The sequence below is a fragment of the Erwinia typographi genome (assembly GCF_000773975.1).
In the GTDB taxonomy this organism is placed as follows: Bacteria; Pseudomonadota; Gammaproteobacteria; order Enterobacterales; family Enterobacteriaceae; genus Erwinia; species Erwinia typographi.
In genome coordinates this window covers 1-23,047 of sequence record NZ_JRUQ01000093.1, presented here as the reverse complement: position 1 = coordinate 23,047, position 23,047 = coordinate 1, and the positions used below count along the sequence as shown (strand labels likewise).

Annotated in this window: 22 protein-coding genes and 2 pseudogenes; 14 read left to right on the top strand and 10 right to left on the bottom strand. The window is 49.1% G+C overall.

Annotated features, from left to right (window positions below):
* The 10 genes from NG99_RS28665 to NG99_RS25475 form a co-directional block, all read left to right on the top strand.
* The coding region (locus NG99_RS28665; RefSeq protein WP_157032713.1) for a DUF3577 domain-containing protein at positions 1–187 on the top strand (187 nt) is incomplete at its 5' end.
* A 108-nt stretch (positions 188–295) separates the two neighbouring features.
* Positions 296–1,318, top strand: coding sequence for an SMEK domain-containing protein (locus NG99_RS25510; RefSeq protein ID WP_157032712.1), 1,023 nt, complete (start codon positions 296–298; stop codon positions 1,316–1,318).
* Positions 1,293–1,523, top strand: coding sequence for an ABC-three component system middle component 6 (locus tag NG99_RS30445; RefSeq protein ID WP_072017678.1), 231 nt, complete (start codon positions 1,293–1,295; stop codon positions 1,521–1,523). Before NG99_RS25510 ends, NG99_RS30445 begins: the two co-directional genes overlap by 26 nt.
* Complete coding sequence (locus NG99_RS25505) at positions 1,498–2,982, top strand: DUF2326 domain-containing protein (RefSeq protein WP_052130883.1); 1,485 nt, start codon at positions 1,498–1,500, stop codon at positions 2,980–2,982. The genes NG99_RS30445 and NG99_RS25505 overlap by 26 nt, the downstream gene beginning before the upstream one ends.
* 22 nt (positions 2,983–3,004) lie before the next feature.
* The gene (locus tag NG99_RS27775; RefSeq protein ID WP_157032711.1) at positions 3,005–3,205 is read left to right on the top strand and encodes a hypothetical protein; all 201 of its coding nucleotides are present in this window, start codon (positions 3,005–3,007) and stop codon (positions 3,203–3,205) included.
* 230 nt (positions 3,206–3,435) lie between these two features.
* Complete coding sequence (locus NG99_RS28655; protein ID WP_232298372.1) at positions 3,436–4,044, top strand: TIGR03759 family integrating conjugative element protein; 609 nt, start codon at positions 3,436–3,438, stop codon at positions 4,042–4,044.
* Positions 4,023–4,658, top strand: a complete 636-nt coding sequence (locus NG99_RS25490; RefSeq protein ID WP_034899276.1) for a transglycosylase SLT domain-containing protein — start codon at positions 4,023–4,025, stop codon at positions 4,656–4,658. Before NG99_RS28655 ends, NG99_RS25490 begins: the two co-directional genes overlap by 22 nt.
* Positions 4,655–5,161 carry an integrating conjugative element protein gene (locus NG99_RS25485; protein ID WP_034899275.1) on the top strand — a complete coding sequence of 169 codons (507 nt, stop codon included), beginning with the start codon at positions 4,655–4,657 and terminating at the stop codon, positions 5,159–5,161. The genes NG99_RS25490 and NG99_RS25485 overlap by 4 nt, the downstream gene beginning before the upstream one ends.
* A 161-nt stretch (positions 5,162–5,322) precedes the next feature.
* The gene (gene traD, locus NG99_RS25480; protein ID WP_034899273.1) at positions 5,323–7,407 is read left to right on the top strand and encodes a type IV conjugative transfer system coupling protein TraD; all 2,085 of its coding nucleotides are present in this window, start codon (positions 5,323–5,325) and stop codon (positions 7,405–7,407) included.
* Positions 7,407–8,168, top strand: a complete 762-nt coding sequence (locus NG99_RS25475) for a TIGR03747 family integrating conjugative element membrane protein (protein ID WP_034899270.1) — start codon at positions 7,407–7,409, stop codon at positions 8,166–8,168. Before traD ends, NG99_RS25475 begins: the two co-directional genes overlap by 1 nt.
* A 269-nt stretch (positions 8,169–8,437) precedes the next feature.
* On the opposite strand, the gene NG99_RS25470 is transcribed toward NG99_RS25475, so the two are convergent.
* From NG99_RS25470 to NG99_RS25460, 3 genes are all read right to left on the bottom strand, one after another.
* The gene (locus NG99_RS25470; protein ID WP_034899268.1) at positions 8,438–9,808 is read right to left on the bottom strand and encodes an MFS transporter; all 1,371 of its coding nucleotides are present in this window, start codon (positions 9,806–9,808) and stop codon (positions 8,438–8,440) included.
* 126 nt (positions 9,809–9,934) lie between these two features.
* Complete coding sequence (locus NG99_RS25465; protein ID WP_034899265.1) at positions 9,935–10,729, bottom strand: enoyl-CoA hydratase/isomerase family protein; 795 nt, start codon at positions 10,727–10,729, stop codon at positions 9,935–9,937.
* Entirely contained in the window at positions 10,722–11,936 is a 1,215-nt protein-coding gene (locus NG99_RS25460; RefSeq protein WP_034899263.1) for a CaiB/BaiF CoA transferase family protein, read from the bottom strand. Before NG99_RS25460 ends, NG99_RS25465 begins: the two co-directional genes overlap by 8 nt.
* 190 nt (positions 11,937–12,126) lie before the next feature.
* On the opposite strand from NG99_RS25460, the gene NG99_RS25455 reads away from it, so the two are divergent.
* Both NG99_RS25455 and kdgK read left to right on the top strand, forming a co-directional pair.
* Positions 12,127–13,242 carry a type 2 periplasmic-binding domain-containing protein gene (locus NG99_RS25455; RefSeq protein ID WP_034899261.1) on the top strand — a complete coding sequence of 372 codons (1,116 nt, stop codon included), beginning with the start codon at positions 12,127–12,129 and terminating at the stop codon, positions 13,240–13,242.
* Between the two features lie 59 nt (positions 13,243–13,301).
* A pseudogene (gene kdgK / locus NG99_RS25450) lies at positions 13,302–14,255 on the top strand (2-dehydro-3-deoxygluconokinase).
* Between the two features lie 540 nt (positions 14,256–14,795).
* On the opposite strand, the gene NG99_RS25445 reads toward kdgK, so the two are convergent.
* The 4 genes from NG99_RS25445 to NG99_RS28650 form a co-directional block, all read right to left on the bottom strand.
* Complete coding sequence (locus NG99_RS25445; protein WP_034899258.1) at positions 14,796–15,524, bottom strand: SDR family oxidoreductase; 729 nt, start codon at positions 15,522–15,524, stop codon at positions 14,796–14,798.
* Between the two features lie 83 nt (positions 15,525–15,607).
* Complete coding sequence (locus tag NG99_RS25440; protein ID WP_052130881.1) at positions 15,608–16,288, bottom strand: dienelactone hydrolase family protein; 681 nt, start codon at positions 16,286–16,288, stop codon at positions 15,608–15,610.
* 90 nt (positions 16,289–16,378) lie between these two features.
* Positions 16,379–17,338, bottom strand: coding sequence for an alpha/beta hydrolase (locus tag NG99_RS25435; RefSeq protein ID WP_034899256.1), 960 nt, complete (start codon positions 17,336–17,338; stop codon positions 16,379–16,381).
* Between the two features lie 13 nt (positions 17,339–17,351).
* Positions 17,352–18,236 carry an MBL fold metallo-hydrolase gene (locus NG99_RS28650; protein WP_072017676.1) on the bottom strand — a complete coding sequence of 295 codons (885 nt, stop codon included), beginning with the start codon at positions 18,234–18,236 and terminating at the stop codon, positions 17,352–17,354.
* Between the two features lie 127 nt (positions 18,237–18,363).
* Here NG99_RS28650 and NG99_RS25425 point away from each other — a divergent pair, with 127 nt between their 5' ends.
* The gene (locus NG99_RS25425; protein ID WP_034899252.1) at positions 18,364–19,263 is read left to right on the top strand and encodes a LysR family transcriptional regulator; all 900 of its coding nucleotides are present in this window, start codon (positions 18,364–18,366) and stop codon (positions 19,261–19,263) included.
* 134 nt (positions 19,264–19,397) lie between these two features.
* Here the strand turns inward: NG99_RS25425 and NG99_RS25420 are convergent, their stop codons facing one another.
* Together NG99_RS25420 and NG99_RS25415 are read right to left on the bottom strand one after the other, a co-directional pair.
* Positions 19,398–20,621, bottom strand: coding sequence for an IS91 family transposase (locus NG99_RS25420; RefSeq protein WP_034899251.1), 1,224 nt, complete (start codon positions 20,619–20,621; stop codon positions 19,398–19,400).
* Positions 20,622–20,728: 107 nt separating this feature from the next.
* Positions 20,729–21,730, bottom strand: coding sequence for an NADP-dependent oxidoreductase (locus NG99_RS25415; RefSeq protein WP_034899249.1), 1,002 nt, complete (start codon positions 21,728–21,730; stop codon positions 20,729–20,731).
* Between the two features lie 115 nt (positions 21,731–21,845).
* Here NG99_RS25415 and NG99_RS25410 point away from each other — a divergent pair, with 115 nt between their 5' ends.
* Positions 21,846–22,253: a TetR family transcriptional regulator gene (locus NG99_RS25410; protein WP_052130880.1), complete on the top strand. Its 408-nt coding sequence runs from the start codon at positions 21,846–21,848 to the stop codon at positions 22,251–22,253.
* 378 nt (positions 22,254–22,631) lie between these two features.
* On the opposite strand, the pseudogene NG99_RS29530 reads toward NG99_RS25410, so the two are convergent.
* Positions 22,632–23,047, bottom strand: a pseudogene (locus NG99_RS29530) (transposase zinc-binding domain-containing protein); the annotation flags it as partial.

Here is a 23,047-nt window from a genome sequence, read left to right as displayed (position 1 = left end):
GTTTAACTTGACCAGTACAAACAAAGGTGATCATGCAGGCGAACAGCGGGTTAGCTTGAAAGCCAGACTGATTAAGGTTGATTGGATCAAGATTGGTCAGGCGATGGTATACAAAGCGGAGAAAAGTGAATCAGTGCCTCCAAAGCCCACCTCGAGCGATAAGTCGTACGTGAATAACTCATTTTGACCAAAAGCCCCTAATCTTAGGGGCTTTTCATTTTCGGATTACTATTTACTATGAAGATATATTAATTTATTTTATGTGAATGATGCTTTTATATGTTGAATTGAAACCATGAGCCCTCATGCTAGAAAATTAGCTTATGATAGAATTTCTCACTGCTTTGCAGTTATGTATGCTGATTTGCAACAGCATAAAAATGTTAATGATTTGTCGCTTAATATTCATTCTGAGAATTTTTTCAGAGATGTTTTTAACAAGATTTATGGCGCTAAATTTGAAAACGCTAATTTTTCCAAACAAAACTCAGATTGCATTGATTTGATTGATATAGTGAATGAAAAGCTAGTTCAAATAACATCCACAACAACTAGTGAGAAAATTCACAAAACATTAGGAATCTTATCTAATCCGGCCTATAAAAATTATTCAATTCAAGTTTATTACCTCTTGGATAAACCTGATTTTAATTCACGGACAGTTGAAAGAGTTAACACTGAATACGGTCTTGATGTAAACGACATTCTGGTTAGTAGAAATGATATATTAACCACGGTAAATAACCTCAAAACCGAAGATATTATATCGTTAGCAGATGAGTATTTTAATACTACGGTCATTCAATACACTCTTGATTCAGTGCTTCAAATTGTTTGTCGGCAGTTAATAAACGATGTGGGTTATATCTCTGGAAATAATTACCTAACTGACTTGGAGTTGATGGAGCCTAAGTCTAAGGTGGAACTGAATAAAATATCCATAATGGTCGGTGGTAATATTTACTCATCGTTAAAATTCACTACAATAATTGATGAGCTTGATGATAATGAACGTGTAAATTTAGAGGATTTGATAGTTCATGAAATATATCGAACATACCTTATACAATTCCTAGTCATATATAAAAGTAAAAGAGAACTGAAAACCTACTCCCTCGATGAGCTACATGCTCTTTGTGCCAAGCATTCTGTAGATCTTACCCAAGTAGTTATCAATACCCATAATCATATTAAAGACAAATTGATAATCAAAGACTATAATGCGGTTAGTATGGCATGGATAATTTTATCATATTTCTTCGAGCTCTGTGATATCGGAAGGAAGGTTACAGATGATATTACCCAACAAAGTAATTAAACCTAATGAATCCTTATTGTATCTTTCATCAAGGATTCTACCAAAAGTAACTCCTGTTGGAATTAGTTTTGATGAGCTTTATGATTCGGTTAATTTGTCATTGACCCCTCGAATTGGTGTGGAGAAATTCATTTTGTGTTTGAATTTCTTGTATATACTTGGAAAGTTGGAAGTGCAAAATGAAATTGTTAAAGTTAAGCTCTGACAATCCGAAATTCAATGAGATTGTTTTTCAGGATGGTTTGAATATTGTCGCGGGCATTCAAACTTCAAATGTTAAAACGAAGACCTATAATGGCATTGGTAAGAGTTTTTCACTAAATCTAGTTCATTTAATGCTAGGTTCGGAGCTCAAGAAAAAAACAATAAAAGAAAAAAAGACGCATGAGTTCTTGACCAAGTATGGTGCATTTGACTTATGGTTTGAACATAGAGATAAAATTTATCATGTCAAAAAAGATTTCGCTAACAACAATTATCACTTGAACGATATCAAGCTAAGTGCAAAGGAATTCAAATTAGAACTCGACCGAATATTTATTCCAATTACTGCAATAAATCAGGTGAGCTTTAGACAGGCATTTAATTGTTTTGCGAGACGATTTGGAGAAAAGTATTATATTGATGCACATACTCAGCAAGGGATGCCACTAACTGATTTCAATCAAAGATTCGTCAATCTTTGGCTTCTAGATTTTGGCACAGATTTAGTTATTGAAAAAAACAACATTAAGTCTGAATTAGAAAAAACATCTAAGGCTCGCAAGGCTTTAGAGGACGCTAAAGATAAAGAGCACCTTGATAGCGTAAAGGATTTAAAAGACCTGCTTGTGAAATTAAAAACTAGTAAAGAAAGGTTTGAGATTGGCCCTCAATATGATGAATTAAAAAACTCTGCAGATACCCTTACACTACTTCTTCATGAAAAGAGAATTGTCCTCTCTTCATTGCGCTCTCAAATTGGAAAAAGAAAGATTAGTGCAAAGAGAATTAAAAATGTTGAGATAGACTCTGGAGATATAAAAAGAATATATGAAGAAGCCAATTTTTTCTTTCCTGAATTAGTGCATGTGCGGTTTGAGCATGCAGCGAAATTCCATGAGAAATTAACTAAAAGCCGCTTGGATAGAATTAACAGCGAATTATCTAATTTTGAAAGAGAAGCGGAAGAGATTAAGGAAGAGATTAGTAAGATTGAAAAAAATAGAGATGAAATCTTAAGTGTTCTCAATGACCTCAGTGCTTTTGAGGAGTACGATTCAATTAACGAAGCAATTATAGTGGGGAATAAGCAAATTGAGAACCATGAAAAATTCACAAAAGTCATTGATGAGTTAAAAACAAAAGAATCTGACCTAACGGTTTCAAATGCTGAAGTAAATAATCTGGGCAGGCATTACGTCAACGAAAACAAGCCGAAAACTGAAGATATTGAAAATAAGTTTAGGTCTATAGTTAAAACATTTTACGCAGGTCAAGGTGGTAATTTAAAAATAGACATGTCGAAGGACGCAAAATATCTATTTGATCTTGATATTCACATTCCTCGGGATGCATCCCAAGGCGTTAATGAAGTGAAAATCTTTTGCTACGACCTGCTGCTACATAGACTGAATCCTCATCTATTTAACTTCTTGGCACATGATGGATGTATTTTTTTCTGAACTAGATCCTAGGCAAAAGGCCATGATGTTCAAAAACATCATTAGCGAAATTAATAGCTCAGGCTTACAATACTTCATAAACATGGGTCAATCATCAATTGACGAAATACTGGCATCTGAAATATTAGATGCTGAAGAAAAGAAAATAATAAAAAAATCCATTCGCTTGGAACTTTATGATAACAATTTTTCCTCTTGGTTATTTGGCGAGGCATTCGGGTAATACATTGAAGTTGTGGCTAGTAGAAACTGGCCACCACAATAATTTTAATGACTGAACGGATATTCATTTAATCACATTATCCACCTTTGTTGCCGCTAGAATATTCTTACGAAAAATTTTCCGTGGCGCATTCAAAAAGGTGGGACATGCAAAATCCAAAAATTAATGTCGTAATGCTTTCTTTCGGGATAGTGTTTTCAGCATCATCATCTAGTCCCCCTCAAAAAACAATGACTGATTTTATTCAGTTAGAGTCTGGAACGTCAGAATCTCAAATTTCAGCTGTGGAATATCAGCGTTACAACTCACTAAAAAATGGATTGCGTGGTATCCAATCCCCTAATCTAGATCCCTTAAGCACTTTAGGTATTGAAGCCCGCAACGACACCGAGCGCCGCCATTACGCTGAACTCTGGGTAAAACAGGAATACGAGCGCACCGAAAAGGAGCTTAAATTCCAGCGAGAAGTTGATGCTGCCTGGAAACGCCTCATGCCCAACATGCTGCCGGTAAATATGGGCAACGCCGCAGGTATCGCGCATGACTCCGGTGGTCGCCTAGCGTTGTTCGTGCGCGAAGCAGATTGCCAGCGCTGCGATGCCAGACTCTCCGCCGTTCTTGCCGATAAACGCCCCGTTGATATCTACCTTGTCGATAGCGAAGGCAGCGATCAGAAACTCCGTAACTGGGCGCAGCAACACCGCATTCCCGCCGAACAGGTTCGCGAGCGACGCATCACCCTCAATCACGATGCAGGCCGCTGGATGCGCTACGGCAACGGCATCATGCCGGTTCTTCTCCAGCAGGGGGAAAGCGGATGGCACATTGCAGCGTTCTAACTGCCGCGTTGTTGCTTAGTGCCGCCAGCTCTGTGGCGTCAACCAGCATGCAAAGCGTGCCTCCGGGTTATCAGAAAGTCGCGCTGCAGCATGGCGTTCCAGCTGAGTCGCTTTACTCGCTGGCGCTGGCTGAATCATCGCGCCAGCTGCCACACGGCACGCGCCCGTGGCCCTGGACAATCAACGTCGCGGGTAAAGGCTACCGCTATGAAAGCAGACAAGCTGCCTGGCAGGCGCTGCAGCAGTTTATGAAAAGCCACCCGCTGAAGAGAATCGATGTCGGTATCGCGCAGGTCAATCTCGGCTGGAATGGCCATCGCTTCAGTTCAACGTGGGATGCGTTTGATCCTTATATCAACCTGAACGCAGCAGCGCGCATTCTTCGCGAGTGCTGGGAACGCAGCCCCGGCAGTTGGTTAAAAGCGGCTGGCTGCTATCACCATCCGGCTGGCGGCAAACCTGCAGCGCGCTATCGGCAGATTGTCAGCGAAAAGTTGGCGTCGCTCTCACCAACTCAACCTCGCCCAATCACAACGCAGGCTCCTGCCAATTTCGCGAATAACCAAACACCTTCAACTGAAATCATCTGGACAGAACCCCGGAGGCAGCAATGAATAAATTGATGCTGGCTGGTGCGATCGCCGCGCTGCCATTTCTCTCATATGCGGAACTCAACGTTATCGCAGATCTCGGCGGTCAATCGGCAGCACCCTTTTATGAGGGAATCAACGCTGAGCCTCAGCCGCAACAGCAATCAATCCAACCTGATTACAGTGAAGGTTCAGTGTTGCCAGTGGCAACACCTGAACTCACTCCCGGCATCATTGAGCCGCGCGCGCTGAAACTGCCTGGAATTGGTGCGCTGTTTCTGGTTGGCGATGATGCTCAATCGCAGGAATGGCTATCACGTAACGCTGAACTGCTCAGCCGTCGTGGTGCGGTTGGGATGGTGGTAAACGTCAGCAGCTCGACATCCTTGCAACAGCTGAGTCAGGTTGCGCCAGCTCTTCAGCTCGCACCGGTATCAGGTAGCGATCTGGCGCGCCGCCTTAAGTTGGAACATTACCCGGTGCTGATCACCGAACATTCTTTGAGCCAGCAGGTTTCAGCTCAGTGATGGGATTCGCCGGATTGCATGGAATGCCCCATGCATCGCTGATGCTGCTTCCACTATTCTTCATCCTTTCTTTGGCTCTGCTGCGCGCTTACTGGTGCTGGCAAAATCTGCATCACCCCACGCACAGCACGCCTGAATCCTGCCAAAAGTGAGTCACTGCTATGAGCGATCGCTATGTTATTGAAGCGCTACTACGTCCCGCAGTTGAGTTCAACACCACGCTGGTAGCCGCTACCGCAAGCTATGTCTGTGTGGCAGCGCCCTGGGCTATCGCGCTGTCGCCATCGGTGAGCTATGTCACCGCTACCGGCTTTGCGTTGCTAGCCGCCGTTCGTGCCCGTCAGGGATGTCAGGTGATCAGATATCGCCAAAATCTTCGCCGCTTGCCGCGCTATGTAATGACCAGCCGCCATGTTCCAGTAAGCAATCACCGGCTGTTCCTGGGGAAAGGTTTTCTGTGGCAGCAAAAACACACCCAGCGCCTGCTCGATACGCGTCGGCCAGAAGTCGAAAAGTATGTTCAGCCAACGAAGGTCTATCAGATCGCACGCAGGCTTGAACGCGCGTGCGAGCATTCTCTGCCCTGGCTGTCATCGCTGATTTCAGCTGATACGCCGCTGAATCCTGTTCGTCCGTTGCCACCGGTTGGCGGTAATCCGGCGCTGCACGGCATCGAACCGCACGAGCGCGATGTATCGATGGATCTCCGCGAGCGCGTTGGGCATACGTTAGTCGTTGGCACTACGCGCGTTGGCAAAACACGGCTGGAAGAGTTGCTGGTTACGCAGGATATTCGACGCGGCAATATCACCATTGTCTTCGACCCCAAAGGCGATGCCGATTTGCTAAAACGCATGTGGGCTGAAGCGCACCGCGCCGGTCGTCAGGATGACTTCCACGTTTTCCATCTTGGCTGGCCAGAGATCTCGGCTCGTTACAACGCGGTTGGCCGCTTCGGGCGTGTGTCGGAAGTGGCTTCGCGCATCGCTGGTCAATTGGGCGCTGAAGGTAACAGCGCAGCATTTCGCGAGTTCGCCTGGCGATTCGTGAACATCGTGACGCGCGCGTTAGTTGCGCTTGGTCAGCGACCCGATTACTCGCTGATTCTTCGCTACGTCACCAACATCGGCGAGCTCTATCAGCGCTACGTGGAACATCTGGTCGATAAGCATCTGCCGGAGCTGCGCAGCAAAATTGAAAATGGCAGCAATGTGCTGAAGGAAAAGGATCTGCCACGCAATATGCAGGGGCAATCAAACGCCACGCGCATCTGGGCAATGGAGCTGGCGCTGAGTTCTGAAGCCGGTAAAAAGCTCTATGATCCCATCCTTGAAGGGCTGCGCTCAGCAGTACGTTACGACCGAACCTACTTCGATAAAATCGTCGCCTCATTGCTGCCGCTGCTGGAAAAACTCACCACCGGCAAAACGGCGGCGCTGCTTTCTCCAGACTATGAAGACCTCGACGATCCGCGCCCGATATTCGACTGGCAACAGGTGATTCGCCAACGTGGCATCGTTTATGTCGGGCTCGATGCGCTCTCTGACAGTGAAGTCGGCGCTGCCGTTGGCAACAGCATGTTTGCTGATTTGGTGAGTATCGCGGGGCATATCTATAAGCACGGCATCAATGATGGCCTACCGGAAAATGGCGACGGCAAGCTGCCGATCAGCCTGCATTGCGACGAATTCAATGAACTGATGGGCGATGAGTTCATTCCGCTGATTAACAAAGGCGGCGGCGCGGGCATTGAGGTGACCGCGTACACCCAAGCTATCTCCGACATCGAGGCGCGTATTGGCAGCAGCGCCAAAGCCGCGCAGGTCACGGGCAATTTCAACACGCTGATCATGCTGCGCGTACGAGAGAACCGCACCGCCGAACTACTAACCAGTCAGCTGCCTGAAGTGGATGTGTATTCGAAAACATTGGTTTCGGGTTACACCGATATCACTAACCAAGAGCAAGGCACCGATTTCACCTCCAACACGCAGGATCGTGTGAGCATGGTGAAAACGCCAATGCTCACTCCAGCTGACATCATCAACCTGCCCAAAGGCCAGGCGTTCGCGCTGTTGGAAGGTGGCCAGCTGTGGAAGATTCGTATGCCGCTGCCTGCTGCTGATAAAACCGATTTAATGCCGGAAAGTCTGCAGAAGATCGCCGCTGAGATGCGGCGCAATTACCGCACCAGCGAAGCCTGGTGGTCTGGTGCTGCTGGCGCAGAACCGCCGGGAGGTGATTAATGCCACCACCAAATACTTCAGCGCCGCCAGCTCGCGTTCAGCAGCCTAAAGAGCATGGCTTTCTGTTTAATTTGCTATGGGGATGGCCGTGGAAGCTAATCGGCATGCTGCTGGCTTCGCTGTTTTTCAGTCTGGTAATGGAGTACATCGGCATTGCATTCTTCTGGCCAGATCAAGGTGCGGCACATAGCCAGCAGGTGATGCAGATCGAGAGCGGCTATCTCTCCACTGAGTTCACACGCAGCCTGCTGCTGTCACAGCCAACGGTGACTGTCACTGCTTGGGTAACACAGGTTTATCAGTGGCTGGTTATCGATAGCGGTTTGCAGGGATGGATCGCGCAGCAAAATCAGACAATGGAGAGCGGCGGTAATGCAGTTGCTGACGGATTGAGTGCCGGTAGCCGCTGGCTGGCATCGGCGCTGCAGGAATACATGCTGGCGACGGTGTATGTCGCTGTGGTTACGCTGATTCGCGTGACGATTCTGGTGCTTTCAATACCGCTGTTTTTGATGGTAGTGCTGGTCGCGGTGGTTGATGGTTTAGGGCGGCGAGACCTGCGACGCTATGGCGCGGCGTATGAATCCAGCTTTGTTTATCACCATGCTAAACATTTCGTTAAACCCGCGTTCTATGTGCCCTGCATGGTGTATCTGTCATGGCCATCGGCAGTGTACCCAAACTTGCTGTTGCTGCCTGCAGCGCTGATGTTGGGAATGGCATTGGCGGTACTAACGGCTTCGTTTAAGAAGTACCTTTAAGCTGGACTGCAGCGTGCAAAGCTCGACTTTGTGCGCTGTCGTCAGCAGGTAAGCCGCCTTGGCGGCGCGGCAGAATCAAATCCAATTATGAAAATGTAGTCGACTTGAATGGCTGCTTTGAGCGAACAACGGACATTCCCATTAACCTTTTTGTGTGAGTTAACAGGGAGCAGGTCACGGTGAGCATTAGAAGTAAAAGAACATCATGTGAAAGTGCTTAATAGAAAAAGCGCCAATAAAGGCGCTTTTTCTAATTTCGATTAGCTGGGCTAGCTTAATTTGGTCTGTTTGTCACTGACGTATGGACGCGGCCTTTCATGATCGCTAACTTCCACAGCATCGCTACTTTCAGTAAATTCGGTCAGATCCAGCTTATGAGTCTCCCGGGCACAGGCCACGGCGATGACTGTGACCAGACTCATGGCCACAGCAAGGCAAGCAACCGGCCACGACGCACCGCCCGCCATACTGGAAAGGATTACTGCCGCCAGTGGGGCAATACCTCCTGACAGGGAGGCACTTATTTCACGGCCCAGTGACAGACCACTGAAGCGGACTTTCGATGGGAATACCTCTGAGAAAAACGACCCTTGAGTGCCAAGCATGGCCGCAACGCCTACGCCTACACCCAGCGTCATCGCTGTAATAACGCCCCAGGTTGTTCCTGTATTGACCAGCCAGAAGAACGGGAAGGCAAACAGCGCTGAGAATACCGCACCGAACATGTAAACAGCACGTCTTCCGAAACGGTCTGAAAGTGCCCCAAACATTGGCGTAGTGAACATCGCAACGGCAGCTGCTACGGCTACGGCAACCGGGCCCACTGAAGGTGACATGTGCAGAGTGCCAACGATATAGGCGATAACGAAAGTCTGATAAACGTAACTGACGCCACTTTGCGCAACCTGTGAGCCGGCCACGACAAGCAGGCTTCTGCGTTCTGTACGGATTAAATCACGCAACGGACTTTTGCTGACGGCTTCTGTCTCAGATAGTTTTTCAAACGCAGCCGTTTCCGATATTTTCATGCGGATAACCAGTGCAACCACGACGAGCAGAGCACTGAAGAGGAAAGGTATACGCCATGCCCAGCCAAGGAAAATTTCCTTTGGCAACTGAGTCAGAATGGCAAATGTACCTGCCGAGAGCAGCAGGCCAATGTATACGCCTACGCCGGGAAATGATGAATAAAATCCGCGTCGATGTGCAGGCGCGCTTTCCGCGCTGAGGATCGCGGCGCCACCAAATTCGGCACCTGCTCCAAAGCCCTGAATAAGGCGAAGCGTTACCAGCATTACCGGTGCCCACAGGCCAACTGATTCGTATGTCGGCACGAACCCAATCAGCGTGGTTGCCGTACCCATCAGCAGAAGCGTAATGACGAGGACTTTTTTTCGCCCAATTTTATCGCCCAGTTGCCCGAAGTAAACGGCACCAAATGGACGGACGAAAAAGCCTAGCGCCAGCGTAGAGAATGCCAGCAGAGTGGAGACGAACTCATGGCCTTTAGGGAACATGATTTCGTTAAAGACGAGTGCAGCGGCGGTGCCGTATAAGAAATAGTCAAACCATTCCAGCGCGGAACCTACCAGCGATGCTGCGGCAACTCCCTTCATGGACGACTTTTGTTTAGTGCTCATAGGGTTTTCCCCTTTTCTATAGATGTAGAGGTTCCTCATCACCGGAGATGATTAAGGTGTCGGATAAAGATGAAGTACTTTTGAATATGAGAGTCCGGATGACCCGAACTCTGAATGGTGTTGGCGTTATTCTCCCCGGAAATGAGGTGCGCGTTTTTCTTTGAACGCGGCTTTGCCTTCCCGGGCATCATCGGTATAGAAACAAATAGTGCGCAGGTCGCGCTCATAGCGAACGGCCTGGTCGAGCGGCATATTCACCGCAGCACGCATGTTCAGCTTGGCTGTTTGCGCGGCGATCGGCGGACGCGATGCAATGGTGGCGGCCAGTGTTTTGACCGATTCCATCATGTCTGGAGCTGACTCGAACACTTCATCGACGATGCCCCAGGCAAGACCGGTGGCAGAATCAACAGGATCGCCGGTGTAAAGCATTCGTGAGGCGCGTGAAGCACCAATGGTTTTGTTGAGATAAACGGCCATGCCACCGCCACCCACCCAGCCCAGTTTGATTTCCGGCGCGCCAAAAATGGCATTGCCGGTACTGACCCTGATATCACAGCACAGCGCAAGCTCAAGCCCCCCCCCCAGCGCGTAACCGTTAATCGCACAGATGGTCGGTTTCGTAATCTCTGCAATCGCATCACAGTGATCGTGCTTCATTCGGTGTGCCCACGGGGACTGATAGGTATCCAGCTCTTTGATATCACTGCCGCAGCAGAATGCCTTTGGACCGTTTGCCGTCAGAATCACAACCCGGACGTCAGACGATTCATTACAATATGCCGCCAGGCGGGTGATCGTGACAGACATCGATGGCGTCACCGCATTCAGTTTTTCCGGACGATTCAGCGCGATGATCGCGACGTTACCTTCCAGCGTAAACTCAACGTTAGGATCAATTTCAAATCCGAGCTCAGCCATTGATTTTTTCTCCGTTAGTTCTGGTCACGGTGCCCGTTTCTTTCAGTGCCGTAATCTGCTGGTCTGAGAAGCCCAGCTCATTCAGGATTTCATCCGTATGCTGACCGACGAAAGGCGTAGGGCGCTGGATTGAGCATGGCGTTTTGCTGAACTTGATAGCAAAGCCCGGGGTCTTCACTTTGCCTTCGCTCGGGTGGTCGTACTCAACGAAGGTTCCGTTATGAATAACCTGCGGATCTTTAACGACCTCTTCGTAGCCGTTTACTTCGCTGCTCCACAAACCTTCAGCGTCAAAGGCGTCGCGCCATTCCTGTGTGGTACGTTCAACCAGTTTTTCGCGAGTGACGCGGAAAATGAAGTCACGCTGAGGAAGCGTATGACCGTCAACCTCGTCCTCCATCGTTTCAAATTCAGGTACACCCAAAATTTTGCCAAGCGTCGGTAAGTGCGGGGTGACAAGGGTGATGTAGCTGTCGGCCGTTTTAAACACGCCATAAGGTGCGCGAATGTAGCAATGACCATGGGGCTCTTCACTGCGGCGCTGTGGCTTATGCCCTTGGGTAAATACCGTCATTTCCTGCATCTGATTCGCAATGATGGCATCGAGCATATTGATCTGCACCAACTGACCTTCACCAGTGCGCTCGCGGTGCAACAGTGCTGCAAGAGCGCCCTCGAATGCGGTGTAAGCCGTAATTGCATCAACCAGATACTGACCTGATGGCTGAGGTGGTGTGCCCGCCGCGCCGGTACTCAGCATCGCACCACTCAGTGACTGCAGAAGCAGATCCTGGCCAGGGCGCTTTAAGTACGGTCCCGTTTCACCGTAGCCGGACATGGAAACATATACGATGTCGGGTTTGATCTGTTTCAGCGTTTCATAATCAACGCCGAGTCGCTGAGCAACCCCCGGGCGATAGTTCTGAATGAAAACATCAGCGGTTTCAACCAGCTTATACAGCAGGGCCTTGCCTTCTTCATCTTTCAGATTCACGGCCAGACTGCGCTTGTTGCGGTTCAGCGACAGAAAAGAGGTATTGATCACATTTCCATAGGCGGCACCGGCAGAAGTGTGTCGCTGCCACTCGCCCGTGGTTGGCTCAACTTTGATGACGTCCGCGCCCATGTCGCCCATGCGAAGCGCCGCAAAAGGGCCCGCCATAGCAATAGAACAGTCAAGCACACGATACCCTTTAAGAATTGACATAACTCTACCTCTTACTCTCTGTAACGCCGCCGGGTGCGGCGATGGTTGATGAAAACAATCTAGGCCAATTTTTTTCGATATTATATATAATATTTAGAAAAGTGTGAGAGCGATCGAAATTTACATAGCGCTGAACGGCTATGATGCAGGCTATCAGAATGTATATTGTTGATTAATAGAGGGTTTTAAAATGAAGGCAATCAAGGGGTTAACGTGGGATCATCCGCGCGGTTATCGTCCTCTGCAGGCTTGGGCGCGTGAAGACCGCTCCGTAAACGTGGAATGGGACATTCAGAAACTCGAAGGCTTTGAGTCTCATCCCATCGATGAACTGGCAGAAAAATATGATCTGCTGATTGTCGACAACCCTGGTATTGGCGAGGCGGCCGAGAAGCATTGCCTGCGCCCGTTAGAAACCTTCCTGTCGGATGAACAGCTTTTGTTTCTGAAGGAAAGCAGCACCGGTTCATCCTTTGACAGCTATGTTTACGCAGATCAGCACTGGGCCGTTCCTGTTGATGCCGCATCACAGGTTTGTGCACTGTCCGGGGCGGCAGCTTCTACCCGGCCGGAAACCTGGCAGCAGGTGTGTGAGTACAGCCAAATCCATAAAGGACAGGTTGCACTGTCGCTTGGAGGGCCTCATGCGCTCCTGACGTTCTATTCGATTAGCCAGTCGCTGGGGGGGACTCTCTTTTCCGGTAATGATTTTGTTCTTTCGCGTGAAACTGGCGTTGAAGCGCTTAAGATCATGCAGGCCATTTTTGTTAACCAGCAAAAAGAACTGGTCAACCTGAACCCGATTGGCCTGCTGGATAGAATGGCTGCAGGTGACTTTGAACTCTGTCCGGCCATATTTGGCTACATCAACTATTCAACTCCTGAAACGGGAATTGCAGTGCGATTTGCTGACATTCCCCACTGTGGAGATCCCGCTTTACGTGGATCGGTGCTTGGCGGAACGGGGCTTGCCATTTCCGTTCGCTGTGAACCCACTCCTGAGCTCATTGAGCACATCATGCGCTACGTTTCTGACAGTGTGCAGACCACGCTGGTCGTTGAAAATGGCGGTCAGCCATCCAATGCTCGCGCCTGGCGCAATGTGCGCGCGAATGCCCTGACCGGGGACTTTTTCAGCGGAACATACGACACCGTTTCAGCAGCATATGTTCGTCCGAAATATGACGGATATATTCATTTCCAGGACAGCTCCTCCGCGCTTATCAGGGAAGGACTTCTGGCCGGGGTCGCGGCAGAACAGATATTTGATTCCGTCAAAGAAAACCACGGCCGCTTTCTGCCCTGAAACACCTGCCGCACCAATACGTGCGGCGCCCGACTGATTCCAGATTGAAGACTGAAACAATGAATATTGCAGTGATCGGAGAATGCATGATTGAGCTGTCGAGACATAACGGCAACCTTAATCAGGCATATGGTGGTGATACGTTAAATACGGCCGTATATCTTGCGAGGCAGTTGCAAAAAAGCCACGGCACGGTCCGATTTGTAACGGGGCTTGGCAGGGATCCATTCAGCACATCAATGATTCAAAGCTGGGCAGATGAGGGCATTGAAACAGACTTAATCGTCCGGTCTGAAAGCTTGTTGCCGGGATTATATTTCATCGAAACCACACCAGAAGGAGAACGGAGTTTCTACTACTGGCGGGGAGAGTCAGCTGCGCGTGTCTGGATTAACGGCAGCCATGGCGATGAAGTCTGCGAGCTGCTTATGGACATGGACGTACTGTATGTCAGTGGCATCAGCCTTGCGATTTTGAATGAACAGGCCCGCGAAAAACTATTTTCTCTTTTTCGCGTTTTCAGAAGCAGAGGGGGCAGGGTCATTTTTGACAATAATTACCGGCCCCGACTGTGGGCATAGCAGGAAGAAGCACGCCGCGCCTATGAACAGATGCTGAGTTGCACGGATGTAGCATTTTTAACACTCGATGATGAGGACGCTCTCTGGGGAGGGACTGCTGATATGGAGAGTCTGCGTATGCGCTGTACTGTAGCGGGCATCAGCGAGGTGATCATCAAACGCGGCGCAGCTGCCTGCATCGTCATCCACGAAGGGCAGGAATTTAATATTGATGCCATTCCTGTTCCTAAGGATCGGGTCGTTGATACAACTGCAGCAGGTGATTCGTTCAGCGCCGGCTATCTTGCATGCCGCCTCCAGGGTGGGGACGTCTGCGAGTCGGCCCGGCAGGGCCATATTCTGGCCAGCCGGGTAATTCAGTATCCTGGGGCTATCATTCCGAAGGCGGTAATGCCTGTAAGCGAAATTATTCAACAGGAAAAAGATAAATGAGTAATCCACAACCACTGAGCGCGTTAAGCATTCTTCAGGCAGGTCCGGTGACCGCCTGATGCATAACGCCTACCGACTTGAGATGAAAGGTGAGTCGATGAGAAAACGACTGGCACAGGTTGACTGAAAGTGAACGGTCGGTGTAATAAAAGGAAGTTAGGGCGCGTTAGGAAATAACGCGTTCACGTTCCTCCGGAATAACCTTTCATCTTCGCCAGAATACGCAAAATTCTCTCAATTATTTTTTTTGACGTATTAGAAGTGAAACTCTATAAAATCTAGGGTTGAAAATATTCTCACTTATATATTGTAGTAATTTATCCGAATATCTTGCTGATAGAGTGCTAGGCGATTAGTGTGAATGTCCGTGTTATGAAATAGTGTTCTTGCAGTGCTGGATATAAATGGTGGGTCTATTTAAAATCCTACTGAAATGCCAAAGTTAATATAAAAGTAATTTCACATGAAAACTAAATGATCGGCACCATTTTGCGGTGCCGCTTTCAAAGTAAATTATTAACTTATTCTTTTACAGAACTATTACCAAGGCTGGCGTTCACTTACGTGGTAAAATTCTCCATTCGGACCATCATCAGCCAGCATTGCTAGTGCAACACTAGTATATGCTCCCTCCTCAGGTGTAAGTGGTGCGTCCACGCCATGTAAATCGGTTTTGACGAATCCTGGATGAGCTGCATTAACTTTAATTGGAGTGTCACGCAATTCGTATGCAAGATGAACCGTCCAAGCATTGATTGCCGATTTAGAAATATTATAAGCCGGAATTTTGAAGTTATAAAATTCCGATTCAGGGTCAGTGTTCGCAGCCATTGAACCAAGAATACTCGACACATTGACTATGCGACCGGCATCTGAATTTTTCAACAGTGCAACAAATGCATTAGTTACATCAACAGCACCGAATAAGTTTACATCGAAAGTTTTACGCCAGACTTCGGATGATTGTTGTGTAGGAGACTTATCAAAGGCATCAAGCATGACTCCCGCGTTATTCACCAGAATGTCTAACTTACCAAAGGTCGACTCGACATAACTTGCGGCTGTTGCAATATTTTCTTTAGAGGTGATGTCCAGTTGTAAAGGTTCTGCGCTCACTCCTTCTTGCTTCAGTTGCATAACTGCACTTTCTCCTGCTTCAATATCACGACTGGCCACCAGAATGTAAATTCCTTTTTTACCCAGTTGCAGTGCTGTCTGATAACCAATGCCTTTGTTAGCGCCAGTAATTAATGCAATACGTTTTGACATAGTAAGCCTCAGTGTTTAAGGATGAGTTAACCTGAGATAACTTATTTTTAAGTTATCTTCTTCATGGTGTTTTTAATCAAATGTCACTTGCGTGACTGCAAGTAAATCCATTTAATGTCGGTAAATAATTTCTTCGTTCTTTCCCAAGCAAGCTCTGCACTTTCCTTATGATAATCATCACGGCGATCTGATTGGAATCCATGTCCTGCTGGATAAAGATAAATGTCCACCTCTGGGCGCTGAACCTGTAACTCTCTCACCGACTCTAGCGGTATTTCTGGGTCGAACTCTCCAAAATGTACAATTGTTGGACAGCGTGGCTTTTCATCTTTCAAGGATGAGATTTTTGATCCGTAATAACAGGCCGCGCCACTAAGCTCTTCGGAGCGAGCAGCACAAGCCCAACTCACTGAACCTCCGTAACAATAGCCGGTAATAAATACAAGTCCTTCTACGGCTAGCAGTTGAATACAAGTCATGGCATCAGAGACAGCAAGCTCGAAGTTATGTGCTTTCACCAGAGTAATCGCTGTTTCAATATCTTTTTGGGAGTAACTTAAGTTCAGCCCAGGAGCTTGACGGTCAAATATCGCGGGAGCCCACACTTCAAAACCCTCATTAGCCCAGCGCTGGCACTGCTCACGAATATGTTCCGTAAGGCCAAATATTTCCTGAATAAGCACCACCGCCCCAAGACGCTTGCCTTTCGCGGGGGTGACCCAAACATCAATATTTTTCCCATCAGACATGGAGAGTTTTTTCATTTCACCTGTTAGTTTTATAATAAACCTCCTACAATAATAGTTAACAATGCATAATAAAAAGTGGTTATTTTTACTTCTTATATTTTAAATTCATTCGAAAAATTTAATTAAAGCGTCGATGGCATGCATGCGATTTTTTTCCAGCAGCAACATATGCGTTGCTTCTCCAATTTCCAGCCAACGTTTTTCCGGCGACGCTTTAGCCTGTAAAAACCACTCTTTAGCCAGTTCAATCGTGACATCAATATCCCATTCCCCATGAATGAGAATGAGTGGTACTTCAATATCAGCCGGATCGTAGTAAGGTTTTCCTGCTATCCAATAATCTCGAATATCCTGAATAGGACCATTTCCCGATTTAAAGGAGTTTTGTGCTCTCAGACTTTCATCACTCTCATAACGAAGGCTGTTTGCCGCCCAAGATTCAAATGCACCAACGGGAATTAATCCATCGCGTTTGGCTACGGGGGCGCTACTCAGCCAGTGTTGCTTTGCTGCATCCATATTTACAACTCGCCAAGCACCGAGTGCACCCCCACTGTCAATCGGTATAGGTTTATTGCTGAGCCACTGTGGAGCTAATAAGCCCAATCGACGAACCTTTACACCATTCTTCGCAGCATAAACGGCTGCAACTGTCCCGCCCCAGGACATACCAAATACATTCAGCTGTTCAAGGTTACGAGTACGAAGTACAAAATTTGCAGCGCTGGTAAAGTCACGCACAGCCACTTCTGTTCGACCAAGCGGCGCATTCGCTAAGGCGGGTTGCTGCAATTCTATTGGACGAGTAGAGCCCCCATAGCCTCGTATATCAACTGCGTAAACATCAAATCCCGCTGTGGCCAGATGATCCATAAATGATGCCCCCTGGACCGGAGTATCATAAAGACTGCCGGATGAGTAGGTCGCACCATGCACCATCAGCACTGTTTTTTCAGCACTGTAAGTTAAATTTTTATCGATGCACTTTCTTAGTATATTTAATTCCACTCCCTGCGTGTCAGCAGGTATTTGAAAGCTCTCACTGAAAATAGCGACATCAGACATCATTTTTCCCCTTCTATCGAATTGTCCAACGAAACTCTCCCGATTCATTACGCTCAACGCAGCCCGCAGAGGAATCAGGAAAATGAGTGGTGAATACCGTCGCCCGGGTCTGCGCAGCGAAATTCAGTGCTTTATGACGTGAGTCGAGTGACTGTTCTGGAAATTCACAAAATATCGAATTCCACTCTGGCAAATTCACTTGCACTGGATGGTGTAAAACATCCCCCCAAAAGAACGCAGTTTCTCCCTCTGAGGTGAAACTCAATGAGAGATGATCATAACTATGGCCCGGCGTGTAATGAACTTTGAAACCAAGGAGTGGGAAATTGGTTTCATCGGTAAGACGGATATCCAGCCCAGCACTAACCACAGGCTCAACACTATCTTCAAAAACGTTTTCGCTGGGTTGTTTTACATTTCCTGGATTTCTATAAAAATCATACTCTTTTTGAGAAAATATATAGCGTGCGTTGGGGAAGGTGGGTTGCCATTCTCCGTTCTTCATAACAGTGTTCCAGCCGACATGATCGACATGCAAATGACTATTAAAAATATAATCAATTTCTTCAGGATCAACACCGGCTGCCCGGAGGTGTTGAATAAATGGGGTGTCCAGTTTATTAAACAGCAGATTATTAGGCCGGGATTTTCCATTCCCGGAAGCTGTATCAATCAGCATGTTGATACCGTCTATCTGTAGAAGCCAGCTATGCGTACTCTGTTCAAGTGATGAAAAATCGCCAGAGAAAAAACATGCAGGTAATGTTGCAGCCGCTTGCTGTGCATGCTCATCCTTCCATTGCGGATAAAGAAACGATCCAGGTACTTTTTCCAGTCTCAACTCCGGGATTTTGCGGATGAGTGCCCGGCCAATTCGATACGTTCTGACATAAGACATTGCTTTACTCACTCTGTTAGTAGCCTTATAACTGCATTGATAGTGATAAAACTTGTCATTCTGAACAAGTAGGTGTTCCGGAATGGATGGTTGCAAAAATAGCAACGATAACGATAGGTAATAACTGATGGATAAACTCGCGAATATGCGTTCATTCATACGAGTGGTGGATTCCGGCTCATTCGTAAGAGCAGCAGAATTACTAAACATTCCTAAATCAAGCGTTACCCGGCATGTCCAGTCACTGGAAGAAGAGTTAGGAGTAAAGCTATTAAACCGCACCTCGCGAAGTCAGAATCTGACAGAGCAGGGAGAGATTTATTATCAAGGTGCATTAAGGTTGCTTGAACAACTGGAGGTTCTTGACAGCAACGTGCAAGTTTCTTCGATGCGTCCGTGGGGCAAGATACGTGTCGAAATGCCCAATGCCCTTGCATATTGCAAGATCATACCTGCCTTGCCCGATTTTCTGGCGCGCTATCCAGATATCCAGGTAGAAGTGAGCGTCGGCAACAAATCCATTAATCTGATTGAGCAAAACATCGATTGCGTGATGCGTATCGGTGAGTTACAGAATGAGTCATTAATTGCCCGTTCTCTTGGCTCGCTGGATATGGTCACTTGTGCCGCTAATAGTTATCTCGCGCGCTATGGCACCCCACAACATCCTACAGAACTGGCTAGCGCACATTCTCTGGTGCAAATTGCATCACCACGCACCGGACAATTGATAGTTCATGAACTTTACCGTGACGATCAAGTAGAGAAAATGCACGGTCGCTGGCAATTCTCAGCTAACGACTCAATGGCTGCACGTAGCGCTGCCCTAAGTGGTCTTGGTATCGTTACGACATATCGATTTTTGGTTGAAGAATTCCTGCAGAGCGGACAAATGCAGGCGCTTTTTCCCGAGTGGCGTAATCAGCAGTTCCCCTTGCATATTGCTTGGCCTGAAAATCGTCAACTTCCGTCTAAAGTTCGCATTTTCATTGATTGGGTTAGAAGTTTATTTGCGCTTGATGGTTAGGAAATTGAATCGCCTCTTTTGAGGAAGCCTGACCGTGAATGTCAGCACGAACAATCCCTTTTATGACGCGGCTGTGCGTGGGGTTATGTATGAAAATCCCTCCTCTGTTGTATTTTTAAGCTAAAGTTCATATTTCAGGCACACTGATCCAGTTCAGGCATCCGCAGCCATCGCTGTTTCTCCATTCCACACAGCCTTTCTGACAGCAGTTCCGCTGCATGGGTACCTGCCTGAGCGCCGGCAAAACGCAGCCGATCGCCACACAGGATACATTTGTACGGATCCGTGCCCAGGAAGCCCTTCATCAGCACCGCAAATCCCGGCTTCTCCGGTTTTTCCCGCGCCTGCATCTGCAGTGCTTCATACACCCGGGGCAGCAGCGTTCCCCTTTTCCGGTTGGCCAGAAACCCGGAGTAACGCACCATCTTAAAATGCCGGGCAGGAACGTGGCTGATATAGCGTCCGATCATCTCTTCCTGGCTCAGCGCCTGGCGTTTATGTTTCCCCGTGCGGTGATCGAGGTAGTGATGGACCACCGCGCCGCCGCCATAGTGTCGCAGGCGTGAAGCCGACACAGGAGGCCGCTTCAGGTACCGGCCCAGATACTTCACGCTGTGCCAGGCTCCCCGGGTCTTTTTTGCAAAATGCACCTTCCAGTACCGTCCGTACTGTGCCTGCAGGTAGCGCCGCCACTGGCGTTCGTCGCGGATGTGGCCGAGCCCCGGCAGGCTGCCGTGCATGATCCGCTCGTAGCTGCTGCGCAGCAGACGGATAACCGCACTCCGCCAGATAGCCTCCACGGCCTTCTTTTTAAAGAAGAGGCTGCGCCAGACGCCGTGCTTAACATCGAGGCCGCCGCGGGTGACGGAGACGTGGATATGCGGGTGCTGATTAAGCTGACGACCGTAAGTATGGAGGGCACAGAATACACCTGGCTCAATGCCCTGTTTACGGGCCCACTTCAGCATGGCGCGGGTGGCGCAGCGAAACAGGTCATTGAGCAGGGGCCAGTTATTGTTAAAGAAGGGCCACAGCAGGTGTGGCATGGTGAATGTGATGTGCTGCCACTCGCAGTCGGGCAGAACGTGCTGCTGCTTAGCAATCCACTGCTCCGTCGATTTCATGCCGCAGGCGCTGCAGGCCTTTGACTTGCAGCTCTGGCAGAAGAAGCGGGAGTGGGAACAGTCAGAAGAGGCGCAGCAGTAACGGCGAACGCCCAGGGCGCAGGAGCCACAGGCGAGCATGCGCTCAACGGCGAGTTTCGTCCATTCGCTGACGCTGTCGCCATGATTTTCAAGGTAGCGGTTCCAGCCGTCATCAACGGTGAAGAGAAGTTTGGCGGGGCGGGGAATATACATGAGGCACAGTATAAGGCTGAGCGCTGGCCGTGCAAACCATCGGAACCGCGAAGCGGTGACGCTCGCCCCTCTGGGGCGCTACGTTCCGGGAATTTCGAAGCTGACGCTTACCGCGACTCGTTTAGAAGTTCGGGGGCGATCAGCAGGATGAGTTTGCCACCCGCATGGCCGCTCAGGCTGATATCGAGCGCCTCGCGCCAGTCTTCCAGCGCGAAGGCGCGCGCAATCGGGATCGAAAAACGGCCTGCGGCGGCATGGTGCGCATATTCATCAAGCTTGTCCCAGTGCATATCGACATCCGCGACGGACTTGATGTTTTCAATGCCGGTTCGCGCTCCGGTTGCAGCCGCACCGGCATGGTCGGTCACAGTGAGAACGCGCTTGGGATCGCCGCCGGCGATCGTCACCAGGTCGGGCAGAGCGCTCGGCGCATCGGGCACCATGTTAACTGGTGCTACGTCGAGCACATGGTCCGGTGGCTCGGGCAATAAAGCGCGCAGCCTATCGACGAGGCCTGCGCCGTAGCTCGTAACGAACACCCCGCGCGCGCGCAACTGGTCGGAAAATCTGGCGCCTGCGGTGGCAATGACCCGCAAACCTTGCAACAGCGCGATCTGCACGGCGGCGAAGCCGATCATCGTGCCCGCGCCGTTGACAAGGAGAGTCTGGCCCGGTTTCAGATCAAGCACGGCGAGATAGCGGCTTGCGGTTTCGATCGCCATCGGTAGCGCCGCAGCCTCGATCATCCCGAGTCCGGGCGGGATTGACGCCCAGTGATGCAGAACTGCCTGATCGGACGCACCGGCGCTGGCATATCCGCTATAATCCGCTGCTCCGAACACTCGGTCGCCTACCGAGACGCCGGTAGCCTCCTCACCGATCGCGGTTATCGTTCCGGCAACATCTAATCCGACTCCGCGAGGCAGGCTCCCGGGGAACAAACCCTGGCAGAGCGCCCAGTCGGCCGGATTGAGGGCGCAGGCTTCGACACGGACGCGGACTTTCCCGCTACCAGGGAAAGGGATCGGAGCTTGATCTAACTGTAAAACCTGAGACGGTGACCCATATGTGTGGAAGCGAAGTGTCCTCATCGTATCGACGTCGTTCATCAAATTCTCCTGATTGTCTCCGGGCGCAGCGCCGGTTGCAGAAAAGTACGCCTGCGCTTATTCTCATCAGTCACTAACATATAGATATCGTCAGTGACTGACAAGAGGCGGGCCATTGGCAAAAACGAATTTACGACGCCAGTTACAGGAAGCAGCACTCAGGCTATTTCTCGAACGCGGCTACGATCAGACCACGGCGACCGAGATTGCCGCTCAGGTGGGGGGCACCGAGCGCACATTCTTTCGTTACTTCCCGAGCAAGCGGGATATCTTGTTCGACGAGGATGCTCTGCACGAAAGGCTGGAACTGGCCATCGCTGAAGCGCCCGCAGGCATAGGATCGATGGACCTGCTGCACCACATATTGCGTTCCTTGATCCCGCTTCTTGAAGAAAACAGGCCGCTTACAGAGCCAGCACGCCGGCTCATCGCCGTAACGCCCGCCCTTCTCGAGCGCCAACTTGCCAAAACAGCTGCGACGACCTCCACGCTCGCAGCTGGGTTACGTCAGCGCGGTATGTAGCAGCAATTGGCAAACTTGGCCGCAGCGATGGGCATGGCGGTGATGAGCCTGGCAATCAACACATGGCTTGAAAATCCATCGCTTAGTCTTGAGAATTGCCTTAGCCGGGCATCACCGCATAATTTTGGAGTGAATAAACGGCCGAAAGTTAATAACGCCATTTACTGATAGAATTTGGGGGCAATTGAACGAAAGCTCACTATAAAGGCTTCCAAAAACACTCAACGTCGGTCTGATTTTTTATCTGGTAGCTATCATTAATAATAAAATGATAAGACTGCGGTATTATAATCGGTCATGATTAATCGTTTTTGATTCAGCCCCTGATAAAACACGCTCGTGAGGTTCTTAATCGTTAACCAGACACTAAAATACAACACTGTGCTTAACATCGAGGCCGTCGCGGGTGACGGAAACATGGATGTACGGATGCTGATTGAGCAGCCGGCCGTAAGTATGGAGGGCACAGAATATCCCCACCTCAATGCCCTGCTTACGAGACCACTTCAGCATGGCGCGGGTGGCGCAGCGAAAGAGGTCATTGAGCAGCGGTCAGTTATAGTTAAAGAACGGCCAGAGCAGGTGTGGCATGGTAAAGGTGATGTGCTGCCACTCGCAATCGGGCAGAACGTTGCTGCTGCTCAGCAATCCACTGCTCCGTAGACTTCATGCCGCAGGCGCTGCAGGCCTTCGACTTGCAGTTCTGGCAGAAGAATAAGGGTTGGTGCAGTCAGGAGAGGCGCAGCAGTAACGGCGAACGCCCGGGGCGCAGGTGCCACAGGCGAGCATGCGCT